The organism is Streptomyces sp. SD15, from assembly GCF_054462255.1.
This window is the reverse complement of record NZ_JBTLMO010000001.1, coordinates 36,224-52,354: the sequence shown is the minus strand read 5'-3', so window position 1 is coordinate 52,354 and position 16,131 is coordinate 36,224. Positions and strand designations below refer to the sequence as shown.

Annotated in this window: 16 protein-coding genes and 1 pseudogene; 9 read left to right on the top strand and 8 right to left on the bottom strand. The window is 71.1% G+C overall.

Going from position 1 to position 16,131, the window contains the following annotated elements; genetic code table 11:
* Position 1 precedes the first annotated feature (1 nt).
* On the bottom strand, positions 2 to 256 hold the full coding sequence (locus ACX28W_RS00295) for a hypothetical protein (RefSeq protein WP_458996701.1): 255 nt from the start codon (positions 254 to 256) through the stop codon (positions 2 to 4).
* A 239-nt stretch (positions 257 to 495) separates the two neighbouring features.
* On the opposite strand from ACX28W_RS00295, the gene ACX28W_RS00290 reads away from it, so the two are divergent.
* Positions 496 to 1,539, top strand: coding sequence for an alpha/beta fold hydrolase (locus tag ACX28W_RS00290; RefSeq protein ID WP_458996700.1), 1,044 nt, complete (start codon positions 496 to 498; stop codon positions 1,537 to 1,539).
* Between the two features lie 136 nt (positions 1,540 to 1,675).
* On the opposite strand, the gene ACX28W_RS00285 is transcribed toward ACX28W_RS00290, so the two are convergent.
* Genes ACX28W_RS00285 through ACX28W_RS00270 form a run of 4 tightly spaced genes read right to left on the bottom strand, consistent with a single transcriptional unit; the run spans position 1,676 to position 5,571 of the window.
* Positions 1,676 to 3,136 carry an NAD(P)/FAD-dependent oxidoreductase gene (locus tag ACX28W_RS00285; protein ID WP_458996699.1) on the bottom strand — a complete coding sequence of 487 codons (1,461 nt, stop codon included), beginning with the start codon at positions 3,134 to 3,136 and terminating at the stop codon, positions 1,676 to 1,678.
* A complete protein-coding gene (locus ACX28W_RS00280; RefSeq protein ID WP_458996698.1) occupies positions 3,120 to 4,334 on the bottom strand; it encodes an MAB_1171c family putative transporter in 1,215 nt (404 codons plus the stop codon). The genes ACX28W_RS00285 and ACX28W_RS00280 overlap by 17 nt, the downstream gene beginning before the upstream one ends.
* A 14-nt stretch (positions 4,335 to 4,348) precedes the next feature.
* On the bottom strand, positions 4,349 to 4,879 hold the full coding sequence (locus ACX28W_RS00275) for a toxin-antitoxin system, toxin component (RefSeq protein ID WP_458996979.1): 531 nt from the start codon (positions 4,877 to 4,879) through the stop codon (positions 4,349 to 4,351).
* Between the two features lie 32 nt (positions 4,880 to 4,911).
* A complete protein-coding gene (locus tag ACX28W_RS00270) occupies positions 4,912 to 5,571 on the bottom strand; it encodes a helix-turn-helix domain-containing protein (protein WP_458996697.1) in 660 nt (219 codons plus the stop codon).
* Between the two features lie 218 nt (positions 5,572 to 5,789).
* Between ACX28W_RS00270 and ACX28W_RS00265 the strand changes: the two genes are divergently transcribed.
* A complete protein-coding gene (locus ACX28W_RS00265; protein WP_458996696.1) occupies positions 5,790 to 6,446 on the top strand; it encodes an MmyB family transcriptional regulator in 657 nt (218 codons plus the stop codon).
* Positions 6,447 to 6,508: 62 nt separating this feature from the next.
* Here the strand turns inward: ACX28W_RS00265 and ACX28W_RS00260 are convergent, their stop codons facing one another.
* Both ACX28W_RS00260 and ACX28W_RS00255 read right to left on the bottom strand, forming a co-directional pair.
* Entirely contained in the window at positions 6,509 to 7,297 is a 789-nt protein-coding gene (locus tag ACX28W_RS00260) for a cache domain-containing protein (RefSeq protein ID WP_458996695.1), read from the bottom strand.
* A complete protein-coding gene (locus ACX28W_RS00255) occupies positions 7,254 to 8,072 on the bottom strand; it encodes a FadR/GntR family transcriptional regulator (protein ID WP_458996694.1) in 819 nt (272 codons plus the stop codon). The genes ACX28W_RS00260 and ACX28W_RS00255 overlap by 44 nt, the downstream gene beginning before the upstream one ends.
* 113 nt (positions 8,073 to 8,185) lie before the next feature.
* Between ACX28W_RS00255 and ACX28W_RS00250 the strand changes: the two genes are divergently transcribed.
* From ACX28W_RS00250 to ACX28W_RS00235, 4 genes are read left to right on the top strand one after another with little or no spacing between them, the layout of a single operon-like run.
* Positions 8,186 to 9,223 (top strand): ABC transporter ATP-binding protein, encoded by a 1,038-nt coding sequence (locus tag ACX28W_RS00250; protein WP_458996693.1) that lies wholly within the window; start codon positions 8,186 to 8,188, stop codon positions 9,221 to 9,223.
* A gap of 26 nt (positions 9,224 to 9,249) precedes the next feature.
* Positions 9,250 to 10,458 carry an ABC transporter substrate-binding protein gene (locus tag ACX28W_RS00245; protein ID WP_458996692.1) on the top strand — a complete coding sequence of 403 codons (1,209 nt, stop codon included), beginning with the start codon at positions 9,250 to 9,252 and terminating at the stop codon, positions 10,456 to 10,458.
* A 3-nt stretch (positions 10,459 to 10,461) separates the two neighbouring features.
* Positions 10,462 to 11,352 carry an ABC transporter permease gene (locus tag ACX28W_RS00240; RefSeq protein WP_458996691.1) on the top strand — a complete coding sequence of 297 codons (891 nt, stop codon included), beginning with the start codon at positions 10,462 to 10,464 and terminating at the stop codon, positions 11,350 to 11,352.
* Between the two features lie 10 nt (positions 11,353 to 11,362).
* The gene (locus ACX28W_RS00235; protein WP_458996690.1) at positions 11,363 to 12,178 is read left to right on the top strand and encodes an ABC transporter permease; all 816 of its coding nucleotides are present in this window, start codon (positions 11,363 to 11,365) and stop codon (positions 12,176 to 12,178) included.
* A 10-nt stretch (positions 12,179 to 12,188) separates the two neighbouring features.
* Here ACX28W_RS00235 and ACX28W_RS00230 read toward each other — a convergent pair.
* Positions 12,189 to 12,922 (bottom strand): annotated as a pseudogene (locus ACX28W_RS00230) (aminopeptidase P N-terminal domain-containing protein).
* A gap of 81 nt (positions 12,923 to 13,003) precedes the next feature.
* Here ACX28W_RS00230 and ACX28W_RS00225 point away from each other — a divergent pair.
* From ACX28W_RS00225 to ACX28W_RS00215, 3 genes are read left to right on the top strand one after another with little or no spacing between them, the layout of a single operon-like run.
* Positions 13,004 to 14,155, top strand: coding sequence for an NAD(P)/FAD-dependent oxidoreductase (locus ACX28W_RS00225; protein ID WP_458996689.1), 1,152 nt, complete (start codon positions 13,004 to 13,006; stop codon positions 14,153 to 14,155).
* Positions 14,152 to 14,451 carry a (2Fe-2S)-binding protein gene (locus tag ACX28W_RS00220; protein ID WP_458996688.1) on the top strand — a complete coding sequence of 100 codons (300 nt, stop codon included), beginning with the start codon at positions 14,152 to 14,154 and terminating at the stop codon, positions 14,449 to 14,451. Before ACX28W_RS00225 ends, ACX28W_RS00220 begins: the two co-directional genes overlap by 4 nt.
* Positions 14,444 to 16,099: an FAD/NAD(P)-dependent oxidoreductase gene (locus ACX28W_RS00215; protein ID WP_458996687.1), complete on the top strand. Its 1,656-nt coding sequence runs from the start codon at positions 14,444 to 14,446 to the stop codon at positions 16,097 to 16,099. The genes ACX28W_RS00220 and ACX28W_RS00215 overlap by 8 nt, the downstream gene beginning before the upstream one ends.
* Positions 16,100 to 16,131: the final 32 nt, after the last annotated feature.

The window sequence follows — 16,131 nt, the reverse complement described above, 5'->3', positions numbered from 1 at the left end:
CTCAGGCCGGGCGGCCTCCGGGCTCCGGACACCAGCTGTGCAGCAGCCGGAAGAACTCCTCCTCGTTGCCCGCGAGCCCGGCCGCCGCCAGTGCCTGCTCCGCCTCGGCGAGTGCGGAGGGCGGCACGACGGGTGGTCGAGGCCCGTCCGGTGTACCGTCGAAAGTGCCGTCGAAAGTGGCTCGAACGGTATGGAGGAGACGTAGATAGGCCTGTACGGCGGCGCGTTCGTGGTCGGTCAGTACGGCGGTCGGCATCGGACGGCCCTCCCTGGGTCGGCTGGTCGAAGCGGTGCATGGCACTCCCCGACCCCAGCTTGCCGTCCGGCACTGACAATCCCCTTTCGGTCCCTGGAGGCTCGCCCGCTTAGCGGGGGCGAAACCTCACGGAAATCCCTTGTGGGACGAGCGCCCTAGGCTGGAGAGGAGAGCTGGGGCCTCCTTCGCGGAGGCCTGTGAGCTGCCTTTACGGCGGCCTGGGAACAGGAGGTGAGCCCGTGGCCGACGTACCGCCTCGACGTCCGCGGCGCAACCTGCGGCTGCGCTCGGTGGGCGACGGAGAAGTGCGCCTGCACCACCGTGTCGTGCACGGCTACCGCCGCGCCTACCGCATGGCCGGCGAGGGCCCCGCGCTCGTCCTCATCCACGGCATCGGCGACTCCTCGGCGACCTGGGCCGAGCTGATCCCCGACCTTGCCCGCTCGCATACGGTGATCGCGCCGGACCTGCTCGGTCACGGAGCGTCGGACAAGCCGCGGGCCGACTACTCGGTGGCCGCGTATGCCAACGGGGTGCGCGATCTGCTCACCACGCTCGACATCGAGTCCGCCACGCTGGTCGGGCACTCGCTCGGCGGCGGCGTCGCGATGCAGTTCGCCTACCAGTTCCCCGAGCGCACGGAACGGCTGATCCTGGTCAGCACGGGCGGCGTCGGCGGCGAGGTCAACCCCGTACTGCGGGTGGTGTCGCTGCCGGGTTCCTACCTCATGCTCTCCACGCTGAGGCTGCCCGGCATGCGCCTTCAACTGGGCTTGTTCCTGCGCCTGATGCGACTCCTCGACACCGATGTCGGCCAGGACGCCCCGGAGTTGCTGAACCTCGTGGACGCGCTGCCCGACGAGATGTCCCGCAGCGTGTTCATCCGCACCCTGCGGGCCGTGGTCGACTGGCGTGGTCAGGCGGTGACCATGCTCGACCGCTGCTATCTGACCCAGGGCATGCCCACGATGCTGCTCTGGGGCGACCGCGACAGCGTGGTTCCGGTGCGGCACGCGTACGGGGCGCACCAGGCGATGCCGGGCAGCCGTCTGGAGATCTTCGAGGGCGCGGGTCACTTCCCCTTCCACAGCGACCCCGCGCGCTTCCTCGCCCTCGTCGATGAGTTCGTCAGCACCACCAGGCCGGCCGACTGGAGCCGCGAGCACTGGCGCGAGCTGCTCCGCGCGGGCCGCCCCGGCACGACGGTCGGACAGCCCGACACGGCGCAGAGCCGGGCGGCGGAACGAGACCTCCGAGAGGCCAGCGAACGCAGCGCGACATGACCCCCACCGCACTGCCGGACCGCGTGCCCGGCACGGGGCGCCCGGGCACGCGGTCCGACCGAGCCGTGTGTGCGTCGCTTCGCGGCGCTCGTGGTCCGGCTCAGCCGTGCGAGGGGTGGGACGTCCGTCTTCCCGTTCAGCCGTGCGTCTGCGTTCCCGAGGGCTCCGGGGTGTTGAGTACCGTCTCCCGTTCCTCGGTGGTGAGGGGCGGTTCCGCCAGGGGAGGGCGTCGGGGGCCACGCAGTACCGCGAAGACGACCTCGGGTTTGACGAGCGTGGCGAGCGGCCCGGAGAGGGTGATCACCTTCAGGAACGCCTGGGCGACCAGCGGACGTCCGGCCGCGGTCCGCATGAGCCGCTCCACATAGCGGCCGAGCAGCTTCTGCGCGCCCCCTGGCTGCGTGCCGATCGCCCCGGGATAGCGGATGTCCGTGCCCGTGGCCAACTCCCAGGCGATCGTCACCGGAAGCGCCACCGCGCGCTGCACCCGCCGCCCGAGCCCCGGAGCCGTCAGCCCGTGCTCGAGCACCTGCTCGCGCAGCGCCACCGCGCCCTGCGCGGCCACCGACATGCCGTGCCCGTAGACCGGGTTGTACGTGGCGACGGCGTCGCCGAGCGCGACGAACCCCTCGGGCCAGTCCCGTACCTTCTCGAAGAAGCGCCGCCGGTTGATCGTGCTGCGGGTGAGCACGACGTCCGTCAGCGGCTGTGCGCGCGCGATCAGCTCGCCCACCACGGGATGCCTGACGCCGCGCGCGAACGCCTCGAACTCCTCGACCAGGCCGGTCGGTTGGCCGCCACGCGTGCCCGACAGCGTGACCAGCCAGCGTCCGCCCTCGATCGGCACGATGGTCGCGGACTGCGCCGGCACCGGCTGTGCGGGGTCCGGCTGCACGTTGACCACGGGATAGTCCTCGGTGCCCGTCGGCGCCCGGAAGATCCGGCTGGCGTAGGCGAGTCCGGAGTCGACCTCGTCCATCGGCGGCTGCGGGACGCCCAGCGCGTCGAGCCAGGCGGTGGACCGTGAACCGCGCCCCGAGGCGTCCACCACCAGATCGGCGTCCAGGACGCGCTCCTCACCCTCGGGCGTCCGTACACGCACGCCCGTCACCCGGGAGGCGCCGCCCTCCAGGCCGAGCAACTCGGTGCCCTCCAGTATGGTCACCCGGTCCTTCTTGGCGACCTGCTCGCGCAGCACCGAGTCGAGCAGATCGCGGCTGCACGAGATCATGAACTCCATCTCGGGCCAGCGCCGCAGCCAGCCCTGCGCCGACAGCGTGACGAGACCGGTCGGCAGCGGGATGCGGCGGGCACCCGCGGCGAGCCAGGCCGCGGTCACGCCGGGCAGCAGGTCCTCCATCGCACGGGCGCCGCCGGACCACAGCAGATGGGCGTGGCGGGCCTGCGGGAGGCCCTTGCGCGGTTCGGGCCCGGCGGGCAGGACGTCGCGCTCGACGACGGTGACGCCGGCGTGCGGGTGCAGGGCGGCGGCGGCCAGCAGGCCGGCCAGCCCCGCGCCGATGACCACGGCCCGACGGGGGGCCGTACCGAGGTCGGCTGCTGCCGCGCCCCGGGGGGCGCTAGCGGGTTCGTTCATGGAAGTCGCTCTCTGACCTGGTCGGGGCCTGCCCTCGGGCGGCCGCGACGACGGGTGACTGACGCAGGGCCATCGACATCCGCACGAGGTGGCGTGGACCCTCGGCGCCGGTGGAGGTGGTGGTGGGGGCGGTCGCCTCCGCCGCGCCGATGACTCTGCCGTCCGGGTCGGCCGCCCTGGCCCGTACCGCCGCCGTCACCATCGCCGCGTCGGCCTCGGCCTGTGCCTGGGCGGGCACGGAGCCCGCCGCCAGGGCCGCGTCGTAGGCGAGGGAGCGCACCTCGGAGTCGAAGTAGGGGTACAGGCTGAGCATGCCGTCGTGGATGTCGGACTCCCGCTGGGTGACCTGGAGTTCGGCGGGGGACCACCAGGAGATCCGCACCGCGTGGTCCTCGTGCGCCGAGACCGGCCTCAGCTCGCGCCACAGCGGCCCCAGCCGACGGTAGGTCGACCAGGTGGTCCAGCTGTCCTGGATGCGCTGGCAGGCCAGTGGGAGCAGGAAGCCGACCGCGCTGACCTGTGCGCCGACGGAGGCCAGCACGGGTGCCACATCGGTGCTCAGGCCGTCCAGGTCCGCGCCGTTCCAGCGGGCCACCACGGCGGTGAACTTGGTCGCCGCATAAGGGATGTTGAAGAGGAAGCCGACCGCGATGGTCAGCAGCCCCGCCCGCAGCCAGCCGCTCACCTGGAGGGCCCACCGCCAGCACATGACGTTCATCGCGACCGCCGCGACCGTCAGTGCGAGGAGGTAGAGCACGATCATCTCGCGGATGAACGGCGTGTTGGCGTAGTAGGTGTCGAGGTCCCGCAGCCGCTCCTCGGGGGCGTCCCCGAGGAGGAACAGCACGATCAGGGCCACGCTCACCACGCCGTACCCGATGATCCAGCGCTGCGAGAGCCGGCGGGTCACCTCCGGCGGCCCGCCGCGCCAGTTGATGATCAGCACCAGGCAGGAGGCGCTGAAGGCGCTCAGCAGGCAATAGACCAGTGGCGCCGAGATGTTGGTGATCCCGGTGATCTGATTGACCTCGGCGATCGTCGGCGGGGCCGCGAAGAGGAACACCAGGCAGGCCATCGCGAGCAGAACGCCGACCGACCGCAGCAGCGGGTCTCGCCAACCCCGGATCAGGGTGGGTGCCTTGACGGCGAGGGCGACGCCCATGGCGACAGCCGGGGCGTAGTAGCTGGATCCGTCCATGTCCTGGAAGTGCCTCAGCCCTGCGGTCCGCGATAGCCCAGGGACGCCTCGATCCGACCGGCCAGGCCGTCGCGCCGCGCGGGTCCGCGCAGCGGCGAACCGGCCAGCCATGTACGGCACTTGCTGGCGAGCAGCAGACCGAAGCTCTCGGCCTCCTGCTCGTCCGCGAGGTCGAACCGGGTGCGCGCGGCGACCTTCAGCACGGTCGCCTGCAGGTCCGCGTTGTCGCGGAGTAAGCGGGCCGCGACGGTGGCACCCTCGACGTGGTGGCCGCAGTGTCCGGCCTTCATGTGCCACAGCTCGTGGCCGAGGATCACCAACTGGTGGTCGGGGGCGGTGCGTTCCTCGATGACGACGAGATCCTGGTCGGCCATGTCGAGCCACAGCCCGCTGGCGGTCCCGGGCGGGAACGCGGCCGTACGGAACTGGACGGGACGACCACGGCGTCTGCTCATGGCGTCACACAGAGCGGCGTACAGGTCGGCGGGTTCCGCCGGTGCCGGGAGCGACAGCTCCGCGACCAACTCGCCGCACAGACGGCGCATTTCCTTTCCGATGCTCACAGTTCTCCCCCGGGTCACGACTCGGGCCGCTTGACGCTCTCCAAGAGCATGTCCAGCCACTCGGCGACCTTGTCGCGGTGCTGATCGGTGGGCAACTGCGCGGCCCGCCAGGCGATTCCGCGGACGCCGTGGTCCTGCAACAGCCGCTCCAGCGGGTCGTCGGCGGCCGCGGCTGCCGCCTCGCGCTCACGGTCGGCGAGCTGTTGCAGCAACTCCTGCTCCGAGCGCTGCAAGGCACCTACGAGCGCCTCGGAGTCCTCTGCCGTGAGGAACCCCGCGTGCACGCGGAAGAAGCGCTGAATGGCGTCGCAGTGCTCCATGGTGGGGCGCCGGTCGCCGTTGATCAGGGCGCCCGCCTGCTGACGTGACATGCCCGCGCCGTCGGCGATCTCCTGCTGGGTGTATCTGCGCCCGTTGGGCTTGAGCCGGGTGCGCCGCAACAGGTCCAGGCGCTGCAGAAATCTGGCCTGCAGATCGGGCCCTCCGGCGGGGCGGCCGCAGAGCAGGGCCCGCACCACGGGTTCGGGAACACCGCATTCGGCGGACAGGCGCTGGACGTCGAAGACTTCGGTGTGTGGCACACCGAGCCGGTTCGCAAGTGCGGTGACCCGGGCCACGACGGCCGGAAGCAGAACCGTCGCCGTGGCGCCCGGAACTTCGAAGCCCTCCGTCACCGACAGATCTCCTACGTCTCTCTACAGGTCTCTTTCACGATGGTCAGAAACCGGAGACTAGCCGGTAGCTCGAACTCACATCCAGGTCTCGCCACAACTGTGGCCAGATTCAGCCGTCAACGAGCGCCAAATGCCACGATAGTTGACACGGCTGAGCTCCGGGCAGCAGGATCGGGGCGCCGCGAGAAGGCCGCAGAGGCAAGAGGGGTGACCTCCCGATGGCGTACCAGGCAGGAAGGCAGCGGTCCCAGCCGCGACCTGTCCCCGAGAGTCTCGAGGCTCAGGCGTATCTCCAGGACTACGCCGCTCTCCTCGAGGCCGTTCCGTTCCCCTCCGTCGTCTTCGACCATCGCTGGGACGTCGTGCTGTCCAACGCCGGGTTCGAGACACTTTTCGGCGGCGTCGGCCCTCATCCGACGGCCATGCCGGGCGACAACTTCCTCCGGTTCGTCCTGTTTCATCCGGACGCGTCCATGATCCTCGGCGAGCACGAGTCGAGTTGGTGCCTGCCGATGCTGGCCCACTTCGCGGCCGCGGTGGAGCGTCACGGCCAGGACCGCGGACTGCAGGCGATCCGCCGGGACATCGCCCAGGACCCGATCATGGAGGCCGCCTACCGGCACGGCCTGCCGCACTGGATCCGCGCGGTCGGCCCGGACGGTGTCGAGCCCGACGGCGCCGTACGCCCAGTGGTGCACCCCGACCCGCGCTGGGGTAGTACGGACTGCCGGATCGTCGGCGAGACCCCCAAGTCCCTTCAGGACATGGGCTATACACGGATGACGTTGGTCCTGCGCGAGGCGCGGCACGCGGCGACAGGACCGCGCAAGGCGCGCAAAACCCGGAACGGCGCGGCGGAGCTGCGAGCGGTGTGAGCCGACGGAAGGGTCATGCCATGGCGGTGTGAGCCCGCTCAGCCGTGCGATACATGCGCCGCTCAGCCGTGCGATACGTGCGGTACCACGAGTACGAGCGGAACCCCGTCGCACGGAACCAGCCGCATCCCCTCGAAGCTCGCGGCCCGCGCCCGCGTCAGCACGGAGCCGAAGTCCGGCCCCTTGGTGAGTGATCCCGCCAGATGCGCGGGATGGGCGGACGCGGCCACCCGCCCCCGCGCGTTCACCAAGTAGGCTTCCCCCGGCAGCCGTTGGAGCAGCGGGATCACCGCCGACTCGAAATGCCGCAGATATACGTCTGCCGCGGCGACACCCACGAAGTTGCCCTCCACATGCACGGGCGCGGACAGCGTCAGGCTGTACTCGTCGGAGCAGAGGTAGTCCACATAGGGCCCGGCGACCGCGCGCTGCCCGGTGTCGCGGGGGAGGGTGAACCAGTCCCAGTGCGTGTAGTCGGAGTACGCCGAGTGCTTCGGGTCGAGGTCCAGCAGGAGCGGTCGTACGTCCCCGCCGGCGCCCTGCTGCCACCACTCCAGCCACGCCGGTGCGTCACTCAGCAGCCCGGGCGCCGCGACGAACCCGACGCCCGACACCAACTCCTGCCGGGCGAGCCGGAGGTGAAGCCCGGGGCGCAGCGCGGCCAGGTCCGCGCTCGCGGGGCGACGGCTCTGCGCGGCGACCCTGGTGAGCAGGGTCGCCGTATCGGCCCGGGTGGCGGCGACGGCCTCGAAAACGGCTTCCACGGTGGAACGGACCTGCGCGGCCACGGCCGCCTCCGGTGTCGCGTCAAGCGTCGCCGCGGCGCCGGCCGGGGCGGGGCTCCTGCTCATGGGTGCCCTCCAGCGGACGGGGACCGGACGCGGTGCGCGGCATCGCGAGGCGCAGGGCGATGAGCCGCGCCGTCGAGTCCTGCACGCACTGCTCGGCCAGCGCTCTGGCCGATTCGTGGGCCCCATCCTGCACCGCCGAGATTACGGAGCGGTGACGGTCCGAGACCTCTTCACGATATTCGTCGTTCCCGAGCACGAGACACAACAACGCCCCCACCTCCGTCTGGAGGGCGACCTGTTCGCGGGTCAGCCGGGCGGACTGTGCCGCGGCGGCCAGCTCGACATGAAACCGGCCGTAGACGCGGCTGCGCGCGGCGGCCTCCTCGGCGGAGGCCAACTCGTCGAGCGTGCGCCGCAGTTGCTGAAGGTCGCCAGGCTCCGTGCGCTGTGCCGCGAGCCGGGCTGCCGCGCCCGACACGGCGGCCCAGTGGTCGCCCAGGTCGCGCAGCTCCTCGGTGCTCCAGGCGGCCAGCCGCGCCCTGAGCCGGTCCTCGCCGGGATCCTCGGGGAGCGACACGAAGCTGCCGCCTCCGCGCCCCCTGCGGGTGATGACAAGGCCCTGCTGCCGCAGCGCCATCAGGGCCTCACGGAGGGTCACGGTGGAGACGCCGAGCTGTCCGGCCAGCTCGCTCTCGCCGGGCAGTTGCTCCCCGTCGGCGAGCAGGCCGAGCTCGATGGCGTCACCGAGCCTGCTCACGACCGTCTCGACCCGGGCCCGGTTGTCCACCGGGGTGAAAACGGCTCGCCGGACGCCTTCGCCGCTGTACTGCTTCACGGTCACCGCCTTGTCCGTTGACTCAACCTTTACTCTAAGGGGGTCTTGAGCTTTGAACTATGACTTCATATCTTTCACTCCAACGTTCGAGTGCACCAGAAAGGTTCCCGACCATGGAGGGAAGTGCGGTCCGGCTCCAGGGACTGCGGAAGGCGTTCGGTGACACGACCGCCGTGGCCGGAGTCGATCTGGACATCGCCGACGGAGAGTTCTTCTCGATGCTCGGCCCGTCCGGCTCCGGCAAGACCACGGTCCTGCGGATGATCGCCGGCTTCGAGAGCCCGACCTCGGGCAGCATCGAACTGGCCGGGCAGGAGGTCACGGGGCTCGCCCCGTTCGAGCGGGACGTGCACACCGTCTTCCAGGACTACGCGCTGTTCCCGCACATGACCGTGGAGCAGAACGTCGCGTACGGCCTCAAGGTCCGCAAGGTGCCGAAGGCCGAGCGGCACGTACGGGCCCGCAAGGCGCTCGCAGACGTACGCCTCGAAGACTTCGGCAGGCGGCGCCCGAGCCAGCTCTCCGGCGGCCAGCGCCAGCGTGTCGCGCTCGCCCGCGCCCTCGTCGGGCGCCCCCGCGTGCTCCTGCTGGACGAGCCGCTCGGCGCGCTCGACCTCAAACTGCGCGAGCAGATGCAGGTCGAACTCAAGGCGATCCAGCGCGAGGTCGGCATCACCTTCGTCTTCGTCACGCACGACCAGGAGGAGGCCCTGACGATGAGCGACCGCATCGCCGTCTTCAACCAGGGCCGCATAGAGCAGGTCGGCACCCCGGCCGAGATCTACGAACGGCCGGCCACGCCGTTCGTCGCGGGCTTCGTCGGCACCTCGAACCTGCTCGAAGGAGCGTCCGCCCAGCAGGTCGTCGGCGCCCCGGGCACCTACAGCATCAGGCCCGAGAAGATCCGGGTCCTGAAGGAGTCCGCCATCGCGGACGAGCCGGAGCACTCCACCGCCACCGGCACCGTCGTCGAGGTCGTCTATCTGGGCGACGCCACCCGTTTCCTCGTGGACCTCGACGCGGGAGGACGCCTGACCGCGCTCCAGCAGAACCTGGAGACCTCCTCCGAGGACGTCGCCGCATACCGCGGCACCCGCGTCCGGCTCCAGTGGCACCGCCGCCACAGCTTCAAGGTCCCGGACGCCCGCTGATCCCCACCACGCCAGGCCCCTCACGTATGGAGACCCTCGTGCGCCTCAACCGAACCACCAAAGTCGCGGTAGCCGCCGCAGCGCTCCTCGCGGCCACGGCCTGCGGCTCGTCCGACTCCGCCTCGTCCTCGTCCACCGGCCTCAACCCCCCTGACCTCAAGGCGCAGTCCGCGCTCGGCAAGACCGAGGGCGAGGTCAACCTCATCGCCTGGGCCGGTTATGTCGAGGACGGCTCCAACGACCCCGAGGTCGACTGGGTCAGCGACTTCGAGAAGCAGACCGGCTGTCAGGTCAACACGAAGACCGCGGCCAGCTCGGACGAGATGGTCAAGCTGATGAAGACCGGCCAGTACGACGCCGTCTCGGCCTCCGGCGACGCGTCCCTGCGCCTCATAGCCTCCGGCGACGCGGCCCCTGTCAACACCGGCCTCGTGCCCAACTACAAGGACGTCTTCAGCGGCCTGAAGCAGCAGGCGTGGAACTCCGTCGACGGCACGGCGTACGGCATTCCGCACGGGCGCGGCGCCAATCTGCTGATGTACAACACCGAGAAGGTCTCGCCCGCCCCGACCTCCTGGTCCGCGGTCTTCGACGACGCGTCCCGGTACAAGGGCCACGTCACGGCGTACGACTCCCCGATCTACATCGCCGACGCCGCTCTGTATCTCAAGGCGACCAAGCCGGAGTTGAAGATCGAGGACCCGTACGCGCTCGACCAGGACCAGTTCGACGCGGCCGTCGACCTGCTGAAGAAGCAGAACGCGAACGTCGGCGAGTACTGGAGCGACTACCTCAAGGAGATCTCCGCCTTCAAGAGCGGTGACTCTGTGGTCGGCACCACCTGGCAGGTCATCGCCAACCTCGCCGAGGGGGAGGGCGCCAAGGTGAAGGCGATCGTGCCGAAGGAGGGCTCCACCGGCTGGTCCGACACCTGGATGCTCTCCGCGAAGGCCGAGCACCCCAACTGCGCCTACAAGTGGATGGACTGGATCATCTCACCGCAGGTGAACGCCCAGGTCGCCGAGTACTTCGGTGAGGCACCGGCCAACGCCGAGGCGTGCGACGAGACCAGCGACGCGTCCTTCTGCGACACCTTCCACGCCACCGACGAGAGCTACTGGAAGAACATCGCGTTCTGGAACACGCCCATCGAGCAGTGCCTCGACGGACGCACCGACGTGAAGTGCGTGCCCTACGCCAAGTGGGTCCAGGCCTGGACCGAGATCAAGGGCTGATCGATGACCTCTTCTGTGCAGGCCGCCGGACGGTCCCCCGTCCGGCGGCTCGCCGGGACCCTGCACCGCCGCCCCCGGCTCAGGCTGTCCCTGCTGCTGACCGCACCGCTGCTCTGGCTGGCGGTGCTCTACCTCGGCTCACTGGCCGTGCTGTTCATCTCGGCGTTCTGGACGACGAACTCCTTCACCTCCGAGGTCGTGAAGGTCTGGTCGACCGACAACTTCGAGGCGCTGTTCACCACACCCGTCTTCCGGCAGGTGATCCTGCGCAGTGTCGGCGTCGCACTCGCGGTCACCGCCCTGTGCGCGGTGATCGCCTTCCCGGTCGCCTTCTTCACCGCCCGGATCGCCAAGCCGAAGTGGCGCCCGCTGCTCGTGGTCGCCATCCTCACGCCGCTGTGGGCGAGTTACCTCGTCAAGGTGTACGCCTGGCGACTGATCCTCTCTCAGGGAGGGCTCGCCGACTGGATGTTGAAGCCCTTCGGGCTGAGTGGACCCGGGTACGGGCTGACCGCGACGGTCATCGCGCTGACGTACCTCTGGCTGCCGTACATGATCCTGCCGATCCACACGGCACTCGAGCAGCTGCCCGCCAACCTGCTCTACGCGTCGGCCGACTTGGGCGCGCGTGCGGGACGCACGTTCCGCGAGGTCGTGCTGCCGATGGTCCTGCCGTCCGTGGCGGCCGGCTCGGTCTTCACCTTCTCGCTCAGCCTCGGCGACTACATCACCGTGCAGATCGTCGGAGGCAAGACCCAGCTCATCGGCAACCTCGTCTACTCCAACATCGAACTCAACCTCCCCATGGCCGCCGCGCTCGGCACCGTGCCCGTCGTGGTCATCGTGCTCTACCTGCTCGCGATGCGCCGCACCGGCGCCCTGAGCAGTCTCTGAGGAGCCCGCTGTGCAACTGTCCCGTTCCGCGCGCATCGCGCTGCGCGTCGCCGCAGGGCTCGGCCTCGCGGTCATCTACGTCCCGCTCGCGCTCGTGCTGGTCAACTCCTTCAACCCTGACCGCAGCGCGAGCTGGCCGCCGCCCGGCCTCACTTTCCACTGGTGGTCGGTCGCCTGGGAGAACACGGGCGCCCGGGAGGCGCTCTGGGTCTCCGTCAAGGCGGGTCTCGGCGCCACCGCCATCGCCCTGGTGCTCGGCACGCTGATCGCGTTCGCGGTGGCCCGGCACCGCTTCTTCGGCCGCGACGCCATCTCCTTCGTGGTCGTCCTGCCGATCGCGCTGCCCGGCATCGTCACCGGCATCGCGCTCAACTCGGCGTTCAGTACGGTCCTTGAGCCGCTCGGCGTCGGCCTCGGCATGTTCACCGTGGTCGTCGGCCACGCCACCTTCTGCATCGTCGTCGTCTTCAACAACGTCGTCGCGAGACTGCGCCGTACCTCCGGCTCGTACGAGGAAGCGGCCATGGATCTGGGCGCCGACACCTTTCGGGCCTTCGTCGACGTCACCTTCCCGCTGATCCGCTCGGCGCTCCTCGCGGGCGGACTGCTCGCCTTCGCGCTCTCCTTCGACGAGATCGTGGTGACGACGTTCACGGCCGGACCCGGCATCGAGACCCTGCCGATCTGGATCTTCAACAACATGACGCGGCCCCAGCAGGCACCGGTCGTGAACGTCGTGGCGGCGGTACTCGTCCTGCTCTCGGTGATTCCGATCTACGTGGCTCAGCGGCTGTCGGCGGACACGGCGACCGGGAGCAGGGTCTGACAACGGGGCGCTACCCGGCGAACTCCCGCATCCACGCCTCCACTTCGCCGGCCGAGCGCGGCAGGGCGGCCGACAGGTTCTCGTACCCGTCCGCCGTGACCAGCAGGTCGTCCTCGATCCGTACGCCGATGCCGCGCCACTCCTCGGGCACCGTCAGGTCGTCGGGCTGGAAGTAGAGGCCGGGCTCGACGGTGAGCACCATGCCCGGCTCCAGGAGTCGCGGTAGTGCGCGCCCGGCCGCACCGCGGCCATGCCGGCCTCCTGGGCCTCGTACACCGCGTCGTAAATCTCGCGCTGGAGCGGGGTGAAGGTGCCGTTGACGGGGAGCGTGCGCGTGACGTCGGCGGCCCATCCACAGCTCGGCCGTCTTTCCCGTCCAGAACTCGTCGCTGTCCCGGGTGCCGCGGGGGAGCTGGTAGCAGTGCGCGTCGTGACCGCCGTCCGCGCGCGGCTCCAACACCAGGGCACCATCCCCGGCTTGACGCTCCGTCAGATGGGCCTAGCCGGAGTACGAGCGGAACGGGTAGGGGGTGTCGTTCGACCGCGTCTTGAGGCTTCTGGAGGGGGCGACGAGCCGCTCGCCCGGGAAGCGGGCGGAGAGAGCGGCGCGGCGGCGGGCCGTGTACGGCGCCTGCTCGTCCGGCCGTAGATCGTGCCGCTCGGTGTCGGCCCAGCCCGTCCGCGTCAGGGCGGACAGCTCGTCGAGATTCCTCGGTGCGGACCGTTCTTTCGGCCCTTGGCCACGTCGGGCACCTCTTCCGTGTGTCGTCGGCTGGTCCCGGTGATGTTATTCCCCGAGAGAGAAGCATGTGACATAGTACTGATGTGAGCAAGCGACTGACCTGCGATGTCGTGGTCGTCGGAGCCGGAATGGTGGGCGCGGCCTGCGCCTTGTACGCGGCTCGGGCGGGCCTGGAGGTCGCCCTGGTGGACCGTGGTCCGGTGGCCGGCGGCACGACCGGCGCGGGCGAGGGGAATCTGCTCGTCTCCGACAAGGAGCCGGGGCCCGAGCTCGACCTCGCGCTGCTGTCGGGGCGCCTGTGGGCCGGTCTCGCCGAGTCGCTCGGGCAGGCGATCGAGTACGAGGCCAAGGGCGGTGTCGTCGTGGCCGCCACGCCCGAGGGGCTGGCCGCGCTGGAAGCCTTCGCGGCGGGACAGCGGGCCGCCGGGGTCTCCGCTTCGTCGGTCGCGGCCGACGAACTCCACGACCTGGAGCGGCACTTGGCGCCCGGCCTCGCGGGCGGCGTGCTGTACCCGCAGGACACCCAGGTGATGCCGGCGCTGGCCGCCGCGCATCTGGTGCGGGCGTCGGGGGCGCGGCTGCTGACCGGGTGGACCGTGACCGAGGTACTGCGCACGGCGGAGGGCGCGGTGCGCGGGGTGCGGACCGACCGGGGTGACATCCATGCCCCGGCCCTCATCAATGCGGCCGGGACCTGGGGCTCGGCGGTGGCGGCGCTGGCGGGGGTCTCCCTGCCCGTCCTGCCCCGGCGCGGGTTCGTCCTCGTCACCGAACCGCTGCCCCGGCTGGTGCGGCACAAGGTGTACGCCGCGGACTATGTGGCCGACGTGGCGAGCGACTCGGCCGCGCTACAGACCTCGCCGGTCGTGGAGGGGACCGCGGCCGGGCCGATCCTGATCGGCGCGAGCCGTGAGCGGGTGGGCTTCGACCGCTCCTTCTCGCTGCCGGCCGTACGGGCCCTGGCCGCGGGGGCGACTCGGCTGTTCCCGTTCCTGTCGCAGGTGCGTGCGCTGCGTACGTACCTGGGGTTCCGCCCCTACATGCCCGACCACCTGCCCGCGATCGGGCCCGACCCCCGGGTGCCCGGCCTCTTCCACGCCTGCGGGCACGAGGGCGCGGGTATCGGACTCGCCACCGGTACCGGTCACTTGATCGCACAGATCCTCGCCGACAAGACACCCGACCTCGACCTCGCGCCGTTCCGGCCCGACCGCTTCCCCCAGGAGTCCGCGTGAATCCCCTGGAACTGGTCCGGGCCCAGCCTGGGCCCGCGTTCACCGTCACGCTCGACGGCCGGGACATCGAGGCGTTGCCGGGCCAGACCGTCGCCGCCGCGCTGTGGGCGGCGGGCGTCACCTCCTGGCGCACCACTCGCGGGGCGGGCCGCCCGCGTGGCGTCTTCTGCGGCATCGGCGTCTGTTTCGACTGCCTCGTGACCGTCAACGACCGCTCCAACCAACGGGCTTGCCTCGTACCGGTCCGTCCGGGCGACACCATCCGCACGCAGGAAGGGACAGGCCACGATGACTGAGCGTCCGCACCTTGCGGTGATCGGTGCGGGGCCGGCGGGCCTCGCCGCCGCGCTGGCCGCGGCGGCGCGCGGCATCCGCGTGACGCTGGTCGACTCGGCGGGGGAGGCCGGGGGCCAGTTCTACCGTCAGCCGGCGGCCGGAGTCGGGGCACGGCGGCCGAGGGCGCTGCACCACCAGTGGCGGACCTGGGAGCGGCTGGCGCGGGGGCTCGCCAGCGAAGTGGAAGCGGGCACGATCGAGCACTTGACGGACCACCATGTGTGGCTCGTCGAGCGCTGCGGGAAGACGCCCGGGGCGGGCGCGCTTCACGTGGTGAGCGCCCCGGGTGCGGAGCGCGATGACGTGACGCTCCGCGCGCCGGAGGGAGCTGAGCGTCCTGCCGCGTACGGCGCGCAGGAGCCGGCCGGGGGACCGGTGGCGCCGGGCGTTGAGCAGGCGTCCGGCGAGGTCTCGGTGGTTCGTGCCGGCCTGCCGTCCGAAGGGGCTGCCGCGTCCGGCGCGCAGGCCGCCTCCGCTGCGCGGCGCCCGCGGTCACTGCCCGGCGGCTTCGCTGTTCACGCCCTCCTCGGCCCTCTCCAGGAAGTCCCCGTCACCGTTCACGCCGACGCCGTCCTCCTCGCCACCGGCGGTTACGAGAAGGTCCTGCCCTTTCCCGGCTGGACCCTCCCCGGTGTCGTCACTGCCGGCGGTGGTCAGGCCATGCTCAAGGGCGGCCTCGTGGTGCCGGGACGGACGGCTGTCGTGGCCGGGACCGGGCCGTTGCTGCTGCCCGTGGCGACGGGGCTCGCCGCGGCCGGGGTCGATGTCGTCGCGCTCGTCGAGTCGGCCGATCCGAAGGCGTTCGTGCGGAAGGCGGGGGCGCTGGTCGCCCAGCCCGGCAAGGTCGCCGAGGGCGTACAGTACGCGGCTCAACTCCGGTGGCACCGCGTCGAGTTGCTCCCCCGGCATACGGTCGTGGAAGCGCACGGCGGGGAGCGGCTCGTCGCCGTGACCGTGGCCGCGCTCGACGCCGACGGGCGCGTCAGGGGCGATACCGAGCGGCGTATCCCGTGCGACACGCTCGCCGTCGGGCACGGCATGCTGCCGCACACCGATCTCGCCGAGTCGCTCGGCTGCCGTATCGACGGGCTCAACGTCCATGTCGACGAGGAACAGCGGACCGACGTGCCCGGCGTATGGGCCGCCGGTGAGACCACCGGCATCGGCGGCGCCGCGCTCTCGCTCGCCGAGGGGCACATCGCGGGACGCTCGATCGCCGCCAGGCTGAACGGCGACGAACCCGACCCGCGCGGGTGGGCCCCGGCCGCCAAGTCCCGTACGAGCATGCGGGAGTTCTTCGCCGCGATCGACACCGTGTACACACCGCCCGCGCACTGGACGGACCAGGTCACCGACGACACCGTGGTGTGCCGCTGCGAGGAGGTCACCGCCGGCGAGATTCGCGAGGCCGTCGGTGAACTGGGCGCGGGTGACCTACGGACCGTGAAGCTGCTCACCCGCGCCGGCATGGGCTGGTGCCAGGGCCGGATGTGCGAACCCGCGGTCGCGGGGCTCGCCGGGTGCGAACAGCGGCCCGCGCGGCGGCTGTTGGCCCGGCCGGTGCCCCTTGGGGTCCTCGCCCGCGCCGGGGAGCCCGAGGGCGGCTGACCCACACCGTGCGGCATCTCGCCGTACCCCGG